General features: G+C 75.4%; 11 protein-coding genes. 9 read left to right on the top strand and 2 right to left on the bottom strand.

Annotated features, from left to right (window positions below; translation table 11 throughout):
* Positions 1 to 93: 93 nt before the first annotated feature.
* The 8 genes from ACRAKJ_RS32755 (at position 94) to ACRAKJ_RS32720 (ending at position 10,657) form a co-directional block, all read left to right on the top strand.
* Positions 94 to 2,841, top strand: a complete 2,748-nt coding sequence (locus tag ACRAKJ_RS32755; protein ID WP_438922600.1) for an AAA family ATPase — start codon at positions 94 to 96, stop codon at positions 2,839 to 2,841.
* Between the two features lie 215 nt (positions 2,842 to 3,056).
* Entirely contained in the window at positions 3,057 to 3,707 is a 651-nt protein-coding gene (locus tag ACRAKJ_RS32750; RefSeq protein ID WP_438922601.1) for a zinc-binding dehydrogenase, read from the top strand.
* Between the two features lie 66 nt (positions 3,708 to 3,773).
* Positions 3,774 to 5,882, top strand: coding sequence for a molybdopterin-dependent oxidoreductase (locus ACRAKJ_RS32745; RefSeq protein ID WP_438922602.1), 2,109 nt, complete (start codon positions 3,774 to 3,776; stop codon positions 5,880 to 5,882).
* Between the two features lie 78 nt (positions 5,883 to 5,960).
* Complete coding sequence (locus ACRAKJ_RS32740) at positions 5,961 to 7,709, top strand: AMP-binding protein (protein WP_438922603.1); 1,749 nt, start codon at positions 5,961 to 5,963, stop codon at positions 7,707 to 7,709.
* A 192-nt stretch (positions 7,710 to 7,901) separates the two neighbouring features.
* On the top strand, positions 7,902 to 8,354 hold the full coding sequence (locus ACRAKJ_RS32735) for a hypothetical protein (protein WP_438922604.1): 453 nt from the start codon (positions 7,902 to 7,904) through the stop codon (positions 8,352 to 8,354).
* 66 nt (positions 8,355 to 8,420) lie between these two features.
* A complete protein-coding gene (locus tag ACRAKJ_RS32730) occupies positions 8,421 to 9,329 on the top strand; it encodes a DUF1996 domain-containing protein (protein ID WP_438922605.1) in 909 nt (302 codons plus the stop codon).
* Between the two features lie 78 nt (positions 9,330 to 9,407).
* A complete protein-coding gene (locus ACRAKJ_RS32725) occupies positions 9,408 to 9,959 on the top strand; it encodes a sigma-70 family RNA polymerase sigma factor (protein ID WP_438922606.1) in 552 nt (183 codons plus the stop codon).
* The gene (locus tag ACRAKJ_RS32720) at positions 9,956 to 10,657 is read left to right on the top strand and encodes a zf-HC2 domain-containing protein (RefSeq protein ID WP_438922607.1); all 702 of its coding nucleotides are present in this window, start codon (positions 9,956 to 9,958) and stop codon (positions 10,655 to 10,657) included. Before ACRAKJ_RS32725 ends, ACRAKJ_RS32720 begins: the two co-directional genes overlap by 4 nt.
* 54 nt (positions 10,658 to 10,711) lie before the next feature.
* Here ACRAKJ_RS32720 and ACRAKJ_RS32715 read toward each other — a convergent pair whose 3' ends face one another.
* Positions 10,712 to 11,668, bottom strand: coding sequence for a zinc-binding dehydrogenase (locus tag ACRAKJ_RS32715; RefSeq protein ID WP_438922608.1), 957 nt, complete (start codon positions 11,666 to 11,668; stop codon positions 10,712 to 10,714).
* A 617-nt stretch (positions 11,669 to 12,285) separates the two neighbouring features.
* Here ACRAKJ_RS32715 and ACRAKJ_RS32710 point away from each other — a divergent pair.
* The gene (locus ACRAKJ_RS32710; RefSeq protein ID WP_438922609.1) at positions 12,286 to 12,996 is read left to right on the top strand and encodes a DUF4383 domain-containing protein; all 711 of its coding nucleotides are present in this window, start codon (positions 12,286 to 12,288) and stop codon (positions 12,994 to 12,996) included.
* A gap of 99 nt (positions 12,997 to 13,095) precedes the next feature.
* Here the strand turns inward: ACRAKJ_RS32710 and ACRAKJ_RS32705 are convergent, their stop codons facing one another.
* Positions 13,096 to 14,040 carry an aldo/keto reductase gene (locus tag ACRAKJ_RS32705; protein WP_438926892.1) on the bottom strand — a complete coding sequence of 315 codons (945 nt, stop codon included), beginning with the start codon at positions 14,038 to 14,040 and terminating at the stop codon, positions 13,096 to 13,098.
* Between the last annotated feature and the right edge of the window lie 22 nt (positions 14,041 to 14,062).

Here is a 14,062-nt window from a genome sequence, read left to right as displayed (position 1 = left end):
TGGGAGTCCATGCCACCACCGTGAGCCATGACACGTGAGTAGGGATTCCTCAGTCGGTAGGGTGAAACGTCCCCAACGACGGGAGGCCGCCCCTTGTCCTCCTCAGGTCGCGCGTTCTTCGGCAGGGAGCGCGAGCTGGCGACCGTCGCCGACGCGGTGGCCCGGGTGCCCGCGGCGGGCGTGGTCGCCGTCGTCGTGTCGGGGGAGCCGGGGATCGGCAAGTCGAGCCTGCTGGCGCAGGCGCGCGCCGGGCTGCGCGACCGGGGCTGCGCGGTGCTGGCCGCCGAGTCCGACGACGTGAGCAGGCGCATCCCGTACGCCGCGGTCGCCACCGCCCTGCGGTCGTGCCCCGGCACGGCGGGGGAGGCCGAGGCGCTGGTCCCGGCGGGCGTGCCGGACGCGGGCTGGTTCGGCCGGGCGTGCGAGCGGGTCGCCCGCGCCCTCACCGCGCTCGCCGCCGACCGGCCCGCCGCGCTCGTCCTCGACGACCTCGACCGCGCCGACGACGACTCGCTGGCGATGCTCGCCGTCGTGCTGCGCCGGGTCACCGCCGCGCCGCTGGTGCTGCTGGCCGCGACCCGCTCGCACCACGTCAACGGCGGCGTGGACGAGCTGCTGGACCGGCTGGAGCGGCACGCCGAGGTGGTGCGGCTGGAGCTGGCCCCGCTCGGCGGCGGCGAGGTGGCGCGGATCGTGGAGTCGGTGCTGGGCGCGCCGGTGGACGACGGCCTGGCGCACGAGGTGTGCCGGCGGGCCGACGGCAACCCGTTCTTCGCGGAGGAGATCGCCCGGTCGCTGCGCGAGCTGGACCTGGTGGAGGTCACCGGTGACCGCGCGCGGCTGACCGTGTCGCCGACCGCGATCCGGCTCACCCGGCGCGAGGCGGTGCTGCGCCGGGTCGCCCCGCTGGACCGCGACACGCGTGCGGTGGCACGGGCCGTGTCGGTGTTCCGGCGGGTGCGGCTGGACCGGATCGGGCTGCTCGCGCGGGTCGCGTCGCTGCCCGAGGACAGCGTGGTGGCCGCGTTCGACGAGCTGCTGCGCGCCCGCATCGTCGTGCGCGACGCCGACCGCGGCTACCGGTTCTCGCACGCCCTGGTCGGCGAGGCGCTGTACCAGGAGATCGGGCCCGCGCAGCGCCGCCACCTGCACAGCCTCGTCAGCGCCCGGCTGCTGGAGGACCTCGACCGCGGCCTGTCGACCGACGAGCTGGAACTCGCCTGGCACCTGGCCGAGTCCGCGCCGCCCGGCGACCTGCGCGCGGTGCGGGTCATGGCGCGGGCCGCCGACGCCAACCGCGCGACCGCGCCGGAGACGGCGGCGGCGCTGTGCGCGCGGGCGCTGGAGCTGCTGCCGGTGGCCGCGCCGGAACGCGGCGCGCTGCTCGCCTCCCAGTGCCGGGCGCTGGCCCACGCGTCCCGCCCGGCCGCCGCCGTCGCACCCGGCCTGGCCGCGCTGGAGGCCCTGCCGCCCGGCCCCGAGCGGTCGCGGTGCGCGGTCGTCGTGCTCAGCAGCCTGTTCCTGGTCGGCAGGCTGGACGAGGCGCTGCGGCTGGCCGACGCCGAGCTGGCCGCCGGCGACGCGCCCGCCGCGCTGCACGCCCAGCGCGCGTTGCTGCTGGTCTTCACCGGGCGGCACGCCGACGCGCTCGCCGAGGCCGAGCGCACCGAGGCCATGCCGGTCACCTCCGCCGCCGAGGGCGTCGTGGTGTTCGACCGGCTGGTCGTGATCACGTCGATGCTGTTCCGGCACGACAAGACCGTCGAGTACGCCAACCGCGCGCTGCGCGCCGCCGACCAGCCGGCGCTGGAGCTGCAGGCGCTGGCGGTGGGCGCGTCGACCGGGGCGCTCGCCGGGCTGGTGCACGACGCGTCGTGGCGGCTGCGGCGGGCCGAGGAGCTGCGCGAGCGCGCGGGCGGGCACGCGTTCCGCGGCGAGCTGGAGATGGCGGGCGTGGCGCTGGACTGGTTCGGCGGCGAGTGGGACGCCTGCCTCGAACGCCTCGGGCGGGCCGCCGCCGAGCTGGAGGCCCGGCAGGAGCTGATGATGCTGCACGGCCTGCGCGCCATCGAGCTGGAGGTGCGCACGTGGCGCGGCGAGCTGGACGTGGCCGCCCGGCTGGCCCGGCTCGACCCGCCGACCAGCCCGAACATGGCGCGGCTGCACGCGTTGGCGATGTCCGGCTACCTGGCCGCGCGCGGTGACGCGGAAGGCGCCCGCACGACGCTCGTGGAGGCCGTGGCGCCCGACGGCGCGTCCGCGTACAGCTGCGTGCTGCTGGCCAGGCTGGTCGAGCTGGACCTGGCGCACGACCGGGTCGACGGGGCCCGCGAGGTCCTGGCGCGCCTGCGGGTCGTGTCGGCGGACCGGGTGTCACCGTGGACCCGCACCGCCGTGCGCCGGGTGGCGGGGCTGGTCGAGCGCGACCCGGACGTGCTGCGGGACGCGGTGCGCGAGGCGGAGGCGGGCGGCCTGGTGTTCGAACGCGCCCGCGCCCAGCTGGCCCTCGGCTCGCTGACCCCCGCCGTGCCCGACCTCCTCGACGCGCACGCCGTCTTCACCCGCCTGGGCGCGCACGGCCTGCGCCGCCAGGCCGGTGCCCGCCTGCGCGACCTCGGTGCCAAGGTGCCGCGCGCCCGCGCCAAGCCCCCCGGCCTCCTCACCGAGGCCGAGGCCAACGTGGCGCGCCTCGTGCAGCAGGGCATGCGCAACCGCGACATCGCCGCGGCCCTGCACTACAGCCCGCGCACCATCGAGGTCTACCTCTCCCGCGTCTACGCGAAGCTCAACGTCAGCTCCCGCCTGGAACTGGCCCGAGCCCTGGACGCCCGCCCCTCCTGACCCGCGAGAGTCCAACCTCCAGGTCCCGAGAGTCCAACCTCCAGGCCCCCTGAGTTCTACGTCCAGGACCTCCGCGGGCCCGGTATCCGCGTCCTGAACGCAGAACTCAGAGGGCCTGAGCGTTGGACTCTCGGGACCTGGGCGTTGGACTCTCGGCTTAGTTGTCGTGGAGTCACGACTAACTCGCGGGTAACCGGGGCGTGTTGCCTGGGCACGTGGAGGTCGTCGAGGTCGCGGGTCGGCGGGCGCTGGCGCTCGGCGGCGTCGCGCACCCGCTGCCCGCCGGCCTCGGTGACGAGGCCGCGCTCGACCTGGCCCGGCACGGCCTCACCGCGTGGCACCTGCTGCGCACGTGCGCCCACCTGCGGCGCGGCGAGGCGGTGCTGGTGCACGACGCGGGCGGCCCGGTCGGCGTCCTGGTCGTGCAGCTCGCGGTGAGCTTCGGCGCGGGCCGGGTGGTCGCCACCGCGCCCACCCAGGCGCAGCGGCGGCTCGCGGTGCGGCTCGGCGCGGACGTCGCGGTCGACCCCGCCGGGCCGGACCTGACCGGGCGGCTGCTCGCCGACGGCCCGGTGGACGTCGTGGTCGGCGGCCCGGTGGAGGACGCGCTGGCCGTGCTGGCGCCGTTCGGCCGCCTGGTCGGGCACGGCGAACCGCTCGCGGTGGACCCGGTGCGGCTCGGGTCGCGCGCCGTCGCGGGCTTCCGGCTCGACGACTGCCTGGCCCGGCCGGGGATGGTGGCCGCCGCGCTGAGCGAGCTGACCGGGCTGACCTCGGCGGGACGGCTGCGGCCGTGCGCGGGCCGCCGGGACGGCCACCCGAACGGCCACCCGAACGGCCACCTGAACGACCGCCCGAACGACTAGCCACAACGGACCGGCGGGAACGGGCCGGCGAGGAACGGACCGGCGAGGAACGACGGGGGAGAAGGCATGCGCACCGCTCACACCACCTGCCCGCTGTGCGAGGCGACGTGCGGGTTGGAGCTGACGCTCGACGGCGACCGGATCACGGCCGTGCGCGGCGACCGGCAGGACACCTTCAGCCGCGGTTTCCTGTGCCCGAAGGGCGCGTCCCTGGGCGCGCTGGACGCCGACCCCGACCGGCTGCGCACCCCGCTGATCAGGACGGGCGGCGAGCTGCGGCCGGCGTCGTGGCGCGAGGCGTTCACCTACGTCGACAGCCGGCTCACCTCGACCACCGCCGAGCACGGCCGCGACGCCGTCGCCCTCTACCTGGGCAACCCGACCGTGCACTCGCTCGCCGGCGCGCTGCACGCGCCCGCCCTGCGCAAGGCACTGGGCACCCGCAACGTGTTCACCGCGTCCACCGTCGACCAGATGCCGAAGCACGTCGCGTGCGGCCTGCTGTTCGGCGGCCCCTACACGATCCCGGTGCCGGACATCGACCGCACGGACTTCCTGCTGCTGCTCGGCACGGACCCGTTCTCCTCCAACGGCAGCCTGTGGACGGTGCCCGACGCGCCGGGCAGGCTGCGGGCGCTGCGGGCGCGCGGCGGGGCGTTCACGGTGGTCGACCCGCGCCGCAGCCGCACCGCCGCCGCGGCCGACCAGCACGTGCCGATCCGCCCCGGCGCCGACGTGTTCCTGTTGTTCGCCCTGGTCAACGAATTGTTCACGGCCGACCTCGTCGACCTGGGCGACCTCGCCGGGCACGTGGTCGGCGTGGACGGCGTCCGCGCGCTGGCCCGCCCCTTCACGCCGGCGGCGGTGGCCGCGCGGTGCGGCGTCGAGGCCCACGTCATCCGCGACCTGGCGCACCGGCTCGCCGCCGCGCCGAGGGCCGCCGTGCACGGCCGGATCGGCACCACCACCGTCGAGTTCGGCACGGTCGCCAGCTGGCTGGTCGACGTCCTCAACGTCCTCACCGGCAACCTGGACCGGCCCGGCGGCGCGATGTTCCCGCTGCCCGCGCACGCCCGCCGCGGCACGGGCACCGGCAGGGGGTTCACCACCGGCCGGTGGCGCAGCCGGGTGCGGGACCTGCCGGAGGTGGCGGGCGAACTCCCCGTCGCCACGCTCGCCGACGAGATCGAGACCCCCGGGCCGGGCCAGGTGCGGGCGCTGATCACGGTGGCGGGCAACCCCGCGCTGTCCGCGCCGAACTCCGACCGCCTCGACGCGGCCCTCGCGAGCCTGGACCTCGTCGTGTCGGTCGACCCGTACCTCAACGAGACGACCCGGCACGCGCACGTCGTCCTGCCCCCACCGCCGCCGAGCCAACGCGCGCACTACGACCTGGTGTTCTCCGCGCACGCCGTGCGCAACGTCGCGAAGTACTCGCGCCCCGCCGCGCCCCTCGCCGACGGCGCGCTCGACGAGGGCGACATCCTGCTGCGGCTCACCGCCATCGCCGCCGGCCTCGGCCCGGACGCCGACCTGCACGCGCTCGTCGGCACGTCCCCGTCCGACGAGCTGACCCGCGACGAGCAGCTCCTCGACGCCCGCCTGCGCGGGGGCGCGCACGCCCTGTCGGTGGAGGCCCTGCTCGACCACCCGCACGGCCTCGACCTCGGCCCCCTCACCGCCCGCCTGCCGGAGGTCCTGCGCACGCCCTCCGGCCGGGTCGAGCTGTGCCCGGGGCCGATCGCGGACGACGTGCCGCGCGTCCTGGCCGCCCTCACCGCGCCCCGCGACGGCCTGGTCCTCGTCGGCCGCCGCCACCTGCGGACCAACAACTCGTGGCTGCACAACGTGCCCGCCCTGGTGAAGGGCCGGCTGTGCACGCTGCTGGTCAACCCGGACGACGCGCGGCGGCTCGGCCTGGTCGACGGCGGCACGGCCCGCGTCGCGTCGCGCGTCGGCGAGGTCGAGGCGACCGTGGAGGTCAGCGCCGACCTGACCGCGGGCGTGGTGAGCCTGCCGCACGGCTGGGGCCACGACCGGCCGGGCACCCGCCTCGCCACGGCCTCGGCGCACCCCGGCGTGAACGTCAACCGGCTCACCGACGACCACGCCCTGGACCCGCTGTCCGGCACCGCCGTGCTCAACGGCGTCCCCGTGCACGTCAGCCCCGCCTGAAGCCACTCGCCGAAGCCCGCACCAGACCGCCCAGCACAGCACCGCCCAGCACCGCACAGCTCAGTGAGGAGCACCGCCATGACCGCACCCGCGGCGCGCGTCGTCGCCGACCTGCCCTTCGTCGCCGCCCACCGGCACGACGACCGCGTGGCGTGGCGCCACCAGCGCGACGGCGCGTGGCACGACGTCACGTTCACCGAGGTCGCCGAGGAGGTGCTGGAGCTGGCGTCGGGGCTCGTGCACCTGGGCGTCGCGCCGGGGGACCGGGTGTGCGTGCTGGCGCAGACCCGCGCCGAGTGGCTGGCGGTCGAGCTGGCGGTGCTCGCGGCGGGCGGCGTCGTGGTGCCGATCTACCCGTCCAGCGCGCCCGAGGAGTGCGCCTGGATCGTCTCCGACTCCGGCGCGGCGCTGCTGATCGCCGAGGACGCCGCCCAGCTGGCCAAGGTCGAGTCGGTGCGCGACGACGTGCCCGGCCTGCGCGACGTGCTGGTGATCGAGGGCGGCGGCCTCGACGACCTGCGCTCGCACGGCCGCACGTCCCCGCTGCCGGGCGAGCTGGACGACCGCCGCGCCGCGCTCCGGCCGGACGACCCGACGCTGATCATCTACACCTCGGGCACCACCGGCCCGCCCAAGGGCTGCGTGCTGACCAACCGCAACTGGCTCACGATGTGCCGGCTCACCGAGGAGCTGTCCTACACGCTGGCCGAGGACGTGGTGTACCTGTTCCTGCCGCTGGCGCACGTGTTCGCGCAGATCGTGGCGCTGTCCGCGCTCTACACGGGCAGCACGCTCGCGTTCTTCGGCGGCGACCCGGCCAAGGTGGTGCCGGAGCTGGCGCAGGTGCGGCCCACGTTCCTGCCGTCCGTGCCGCGGATCTTCGAGAAGATCCACGCGGTCGCCACCGCGGGCGTCCCGGAGGACCAGCTGCGCCAGGCCGTGCGGGTGGGCCTCGCCGTCCGCGCGCTCCAGGCCGCCGGGCAGCCGCTGCCGCCCGACCTGGCCGCCGCGTTCGAGCGGGTCGACCCGGTGTTCGCCCGCGTCCGCGCCGTGTTCGGCGGGCGGCTGCGCCAGGCCCTGTCCGGCGCCGCGCCCATCTCGGTGGAGGTGCTGGAGTTCTTCACCGCCGCCGGCGTGCCCGTCCTGGAGGGCTACGGCATGAGCGAGTCCACCGGCGTGGGCACCGTCAACACCCTCGCCCACCACCGCCTCGGCTCGGTCGGCACCTTCGGCGTGGCCGGCCTGGAGCTCAAGGTCGCCGCCGACGGCGAGATCCTCATGCGGGGCCCGCACGTCTTCGCCGGCTACTGGAACAACCCGGCCGCCACCGCCGAGGTCCTCACCGACGGCTGGCTGCACACCGGCGACCTGGGCGAGGTCGACGAGGACGGCTTCGTGACCATCACCGGCCGCAAGAAGGACATCATCATCACCGCGGGCGGCAAGAACATCGCGCCCGCCAACGTGGAGAACCAGCTCCGCCAGTCCCGCTGGGTCTCGCACGCCGTCGTCTACGGCGACACCAAGCCCTACCTCGTCGCCCTGCTCACCCTCGACGAGGACGAGATCGTCCCGTGGGCCCGCGACCGGGGCCTGCCCACCGACCTGCCGACCCTGGCGCGGACCCCCGAGGTGCGCGCCCTCCTCCAGGGCGTCGTGGACGAGGCCAACGCGCACTTCGCGACCGTCTCCCAGGTCAAGCGCTTCACCGTGCTCGACCGCGACCTGTCCCAGGAGCAGGGCGAGCTGACGCCCACGCTGAAGGTCAAGCGCAAGGTCGTGCACACCGCGCACGGCCCGCGCTACGAGGGCCTCTACCGCCCCTGACGGCACGCGCGCGGAAGGACCGCGCGGAAGGACCGCGGAAAAACACCGCCGGCCGGTGAACCGGACGGGCCGCGGGGCCGTGTGCAGGGTGTCCCGCCGCACCAGGGAGGGCCCGCCGCCCATGCACCGCACCCGCCGCAACCCGTCGCCGCTCGGAGCACGTCCCGGGCAGCACTAGCCGAACGAGAGACCATGCACGATCCCATCCTGGACCGCGCGCTGCGCCGGGTCCGCACCGAGCGGGTGCGCGACCACCGGCGCCGCGGCGGTGCCGTCGCGGCGGCGAGCACGGTGCTCGCCGCCGCCGTGCTCGCCGGCGGCGTCTACCTGGGGCAGCACAGCGTGCCCGGGGAACGGGTCCTGCTCGCCACCGCGGCGGGCGGGGTCCGGATGACCGCCACCGTCACGCCCGCCGACGGCCGGCTGCGGCTGCGCGCCGTCGTGGACGGCGCGGCCCCGGGCGAGAGGTGCACGCTGGTCGTCACCGACACCGACGGCCGCCGCTACGTCGCGGGCGGCTGGGTGGCGTCGCGGGGCGAGGACACGTCCCTGGCCGGCGCGGTCATGGTCGACCCCGGCGAGCTGGCCGCCGTCAGCGTGGTCACCGCCGACGGCCGCACCCTCGTGACCGCCACCGCGGGCTGACCACCGGCCGTCTCACCTCGTCGCCCGGACCACCACCTCTCAGCCGAACCCCAATATGCTGTCCCCGTGAGGTGGCTGTCACTGCTCGTGGTCCTCGTGCTGGTGGCGGGCTGCTCGGACGACCGCACCGTGGCCATCGACGACGTCCCGGTCGCGCACGAGTCGGTGCCGACCACGCAGGACGCCTCCACCGGCACGTTCACCGTCGACTGCGGGCGCAACGAGGAGCGCCACCTCAACGCCGACAACGTGGTCAGCGCGCCCGGCCAACCGTTCGGCGCGCACCACACCCACGAGTACGTCGGCAACCTCACCACCGACGCGCACTCCACCGACGAGTCGCTCGCCGCGGGCGCCACCACGTGCGCGTCGGGGGACCGGTCCACCTACTACTGGCCGGTGCTGCGGCTCACCGACACCGCCGGCCACGACGCCCACGCGCCCGGCGGCGGCGCGCACGGCAACACCGGCGCGGTCGTGCCCCCGGCGGACGTGACCATCACGTTCACCGGCAGCCCGGTCAGCGGGGTGGTGGGCATGCCGCCGTTCCTGCGCGCCATCACCGGCGACCCCGCGGCGCTCACCAGCGGCCGCACCAACGCGCGGTGGAGCTGCACCGGATTCGAGGACCGCCGCACCGACCGCTACCCCCGGTGCGCCCCCGGCAGCCGGGTGCTGCGCACCTTCGACTTCCCCAGCTGCTGGGACGGCCGCAACACCGACAGCCCCAGCCACCGGGCGCACCTGGACTTCGCCGCCCCGAACGGGGTGTGCCGGGCGGGCACCTTCCCGGTGCCCAGGCTGCGGGTCCGCGTCGCCTACGACGTGCCCGCCGGCCGCCCGTTCGCGATCGACAGCTTCCCCGAGCAGGCCCGCGACCCGCGCACCGACCACGCCATGTTCGTCAACGCCATGCCGGAGGCCCTGATGGCCCGCGTCGTGACCTGCCTCAACACCGGCGGGACCTGCTCGTAGAAAAACCCACGCCACGGTGAACCGAACCCGCCCGGGATGCGTGTCCGTGACGACGGGGACGACGAGAGGAGTGGGTGGATGGCGGCTCTGTGGTCCCGGAAACGGGAGGCCGCGGCCGACGAGGCGTTGATCAGGTCCCTCTACGAGGAGCACGGCCGGGCGCTGCTCGCGTACGCGACGCGCCTGACGGGGGACCGGGCGGCGGCCGAGGACGTCGTCCAGGAAACCCTCGTGCGCGCGTGGCGGCACCCGGACGCCCTGGTGAACGGCAAGGGCTCGGTCCGCGGGTGGCTGCTCACCGTGGCGCGCAACATCGTCACCGACCGGATCAGGGCGAGGGCGGCCCGACCCCAGGAGGTGGCCGAGTCGCCGACGGCGCAACCCGTCGAACGCGACCACGCCGACTCGGTGGTGGACTCGATGGTGGTGCTCGAAGCGCTCGACCGGCTGTCGTCCGACCACCGCGACGTGCTGATGGAGATCTACTTCCGCGGCCGCAGCGTGACCGAGGCGGCCGAGGCGCTCGGCGTACCGCCCGGAACGGTGAAATCGAGATCGCACTACGCCTTGAGAGCACTGAGGGAGACGTTCGTCGGACACAAGGTCGCGCTGAAGGGGGTGGCCGGATGACCACGAACCACGATCAGCAACTGCTCGGCGCCTACGTGCTGGGGGTGCTCGACGAGCGGGAGGTGCGTGCGGTGGACGACCACGTGGCGTCCTGCGCCTCGTGCCGCGCCGAGCTGGACGAGTTGCGCGCGATGGAGGGCGCCCTGGGCGACCTGCCGCCCGAGGCCCTGCTCGACGGGCCGCCCGAGGGCGGTGACCTGCTGCTCCAGCGGACGCTGAGGCAGGTGCGGGCCGAACGCGGCGGCCAGGTGCGCAACCGCCGGGTCGGCGTCGGCCTGGCGGCGGCGGCCGTGGCCGCGGTCGTGCTCGGCGGCGGTTTCGCGGTCGGCCGGGGCACCGCGCCCGACCCGGGCGGGGTGGCGCAGACCAGCCAGCCGCCCGCGCCGCCGACGGGCACCAAGCTCGGCTCGGCGACCGACCCGGAAACCGGGGCGCGGATGACCGTGCAGGTCAAACCGGCCGCCGGGTGGGTGCGGGTGAACGCGTCCGTCGCGGGCATCGCGCAGGACGAGAAGTGCAAGCTGTTCGTCGTCTCCAAGGACGGCAGCAGGCAGGAGGCCGGCAGCTGGCTGGTCTCGTCGGCGGGGGAGAAGGACGGGACGAACCTCGACGGTTCGGCGTTGATCGCCCCCGAGGACGTGGTGGCCGTCGAGGTGCGCAACTTCGACGGCGAGCAGATCGTCACCGTGCCGGTCTAGGCCCCGACCGCGGAAGGCCCCCGTCCCGCCGCCGCGGCACGGGGGCCTTCCGCGTCACGGCACCAGCACGACCTTGCCGGTGGTGGCGCGACCCTCCAGCGCGGCGTGCGCCCCCGCCGCGTCGCGCAGCGGGAACACCGTCGTCAGCGGCGTCAGCCGGCCCTCGGCGAGCGCCGCCAGCGACCGCTCCTCCAGCCCGCGCAGCGACGTGCCCCGCACCATCCGCGGCCCCACCGCCACCGTCGCCGTGATGCCCAGGCGGTACAGGTCGCCGGTGTCGAGGCGCGTCGGCTCGCCCGCCGACCACCCGAACAGCACGACCCGGCCGCCCACGCCCAGCAGCTCCAGCGCGGCCCGCCCCGCCGCGCCGCCCACCCCGTCGAGCACGAGGCTCACCTCGCCGACGTCCCCCGCCCAGCCGGGCCGCGTGTAGTCGACGGCCAGGTCCGCGCCCAGCCGCTCCACCAAGTCCAGCTTCGCGGTGCTCGCCGCGCCCACGACCCGTGCGCCGACCGCCTTGGCCGCCTGGACGAACAACGCGCCCAGCCCGCCCGCCGCCGACGTCACCAGCACCACGTCGTCGGCCGTCGGCTCGGCGATGCGCAGCACCCCGACCGCGGTGCGGCCCGTGCCGATCATGGCGACCGCGTGCTCGTCGGGCACGTGGTCGGGCAGCGCGTGCAGCGCGGACGCGTCCGCCACCGCCACCTCCGCGTACCCGCCGCTCGCCCGGCCGAGGTGCGCGACGACCCGTTTGCCCAGCCAGTGGCCCCCCACGCCGTCGCCGAGCGCCGTGACGACGCCCGCGACCTCCCGGCCCGGCGTCGTGGGCAGCTCCGGCAGCGGGAACGGCCCGCCGGACGCGCCGGAGCGGATCGTCGTGTCCAGCAGGTGCACCCCGGCCGCGGCGACCGCGACCCGCACCTGGCCGGCGGCGGGCTCCGGGTCCGGCACCTCCTCCCAGCGCAGGGTCCCTGCCGGTCCGAACTCGTGCTGGCGGATGGCGTGCATGGTCGTTCCCCCGGGTGCCGGTGCTGCTCCGTCGTGGACGGCCGCCACGCTAGGAGTTCGAGTTACGTCGAGGTCAAGCGATCTTCGGCGGACCCCGTCGCGGAACCCGTCGCGGACCTGGTCGCCGACGCATTTACCGACCGTTATTCCTTTGACCGGAACCACTTCGCCACGAGATAGTGGAAGCACACCGCAGCGGTGTTCCGGCACAAAGCGAGGGGACCTTCCGTGAGCAACACGAACGCCGACTGGAACGGCTCGGCCACGCGCACCTCCCGCCCCTGACCTGGGCTTGGGTCTGATCCGACGGCGATGTTCGGCGCTGGTCCGCCGACGCCCGGATCTATTGGCGAAACCTATTGCCCCATTTGTCGCGGTGATCGCCGGATGAATTCCGCGCGCCGCGGCGGCCCGATCCTCACGGGGTGGATCGGGTCGGTGGAACCCCGGCGCGGCGGGGTGGTCGACCCCTGTCGGGAACGGGGGCGGGTCCGCGTGCCCGCCCCCACCTCCGCGCCGTGCGCCACAACGGCCTGTTTGTCACCCGGTCGGGTCGGGTAGTCGGTGGGCGTCCGGAGCCCGAGAGACGGGCTCGTGGTCCTCGTTTGGAGGGCGTGATGACCCACTCGACCGTCGGCCGCGTCAAGGTCGCGGGTCTCCAGCCCGCCCAGGTGCTGGCTGGTCTCCTCGGCCTGGTCTTCCTCGCGTTCGGTGTCGTGGGCTTCCTGCGCACCGGCTTCGGCGACTTCGCGGGCGACCAGCACGCCATGGTGCTCGGCTTCGCGGTGAACCCGCTGCACAACGTGATCCACCTGGCGTTCGGCGTGCTCGGCCTGCTCATGGCCACCGGGTCCGGCCTGGCCCGCCTCTACGGCTGGATCGTCTTCCTCGCCTACGGCGCCGTGCTCCTGTGGGGCCTGGCGCTCGCGGGCGTCTTCGCGGGCAACCCGGTCTCCGGCCTCGGCAACCCGCTGGCGCTCAACACCAACGACAACTGGCTGCACCTCGGCCTCACCCTCGCCGGCCTGCTGATCGCGTTCGTGCCGGCCCGGCGCAAGATCGTCGTGCCGGAGGAGACGGTGGAGCCCGTCGAGGAGCGCCACGTCGACCGGGACGAGAGCATCCGCGACCCGGAGACGCGGGAACTGCCCACGCAGCGCGTGGACACCCACCGCCCCACGGGCGACCAGCCGCACGACACCCGGCCGCACGACACCCGTCCCCACGACAACCGGGTCGAGTCCGCCGACCCGACCGTGTCGGCCCGACCGGTCCACCCGATCGACCCCGCCGTCGCCGAGCAGCAGAGGGCGCGGCACTTCCGCTGACACCTCTTCACCGACGCTCCCACCACCGGCGCGGGCACGGTCCTCCCCAGGACCGTGCCCGCGCCGCGTCGTCCCCCGGCCCCTCCCGGGGCCCCGGCGTCAGACCGCCCCGGCGAGCCGCCCCAGCTGGTCGTCGTCCAGCTCCAGGTCCAGCGCCCCCAGCGACTCCTCCAGCTGCGCCACCGAACTCGCGCCCACCAGCGGCACCACCCCCCGGTGCAGCACCCACGCCAGCACCACCTGGTTGACCGTCGCCCCCAGCTCCCCGGCCACCTCCCGCAGCACCGCCAACCCCCGCGCCGTGCCCGGGTGGTCGTACGCCTCACCCAGCGGCTTGTCCCGGTAGGCCCCCGACAGCAGCGCCGAGTACGCCACCAGCGCCACGTCCCCCTCGTGCGCCGCGTAGTCGAACAGCTCGTCGGTCATGTGCACGTGCCCCGACTCCGGCAGCCGCACCCCCGGCCGCGGCCGCAGGTAGCTGAACCGCTGCTGCACCGCCACGTACACCGGCAGGCCGTTCGCCCGCGCCACCGCCCGCGCCCGCTCCAACCGCCACGTGGCGTGGTTGCTCGCCCCGACCTCCCGCACCCGGCCCGCCTCGACCAGCGACGCGAACCCGCCCAACGTGTCCTCCAGCGGCACCGCGCGGTCCTCGACGTGGCTGTAGTAGAGGTCGATCCGGTCCGTGCCCAACCGCTTCAGGCTCGCCTCCGCCGCCGATCGCACCACGTCACCGGCCAGGCCCTCCGCGTTCTCCAACCCCGTGCCGGGCGTCCGCGGCCGCGCGCCCACCTTCGTCGCCACCACCACCTCGTCCCGGTTGCCGCGCGCCGCCAACCAGCGGCCCACCACCTCCTCGCTCTCGTCCCCCGTGCCGCCGTCCCAGAACACGTAGTTGTTCGCCGTGTCCAGGAACGTCCCGCCCGCCTCGACGAAGCGGTCCATGATCGCGAACGACGTCCCCTCGTCCACGTACTTCCCGAACGGCAGCGTGCCCAGGCTCAGGGCGCTGACCTCAAGGGAACCGATGCGCGTCTTCCTCATGCCCACCAGCCTGCGTGCTGGA

This window comes from Saccharothrix sp. DSM 118769 (assembly GCF_052936295.1).
Note: the sequence above shows the minus strand (reverse complement) of the source record. Positions and strands in the feature narration are given on the sequence as shown.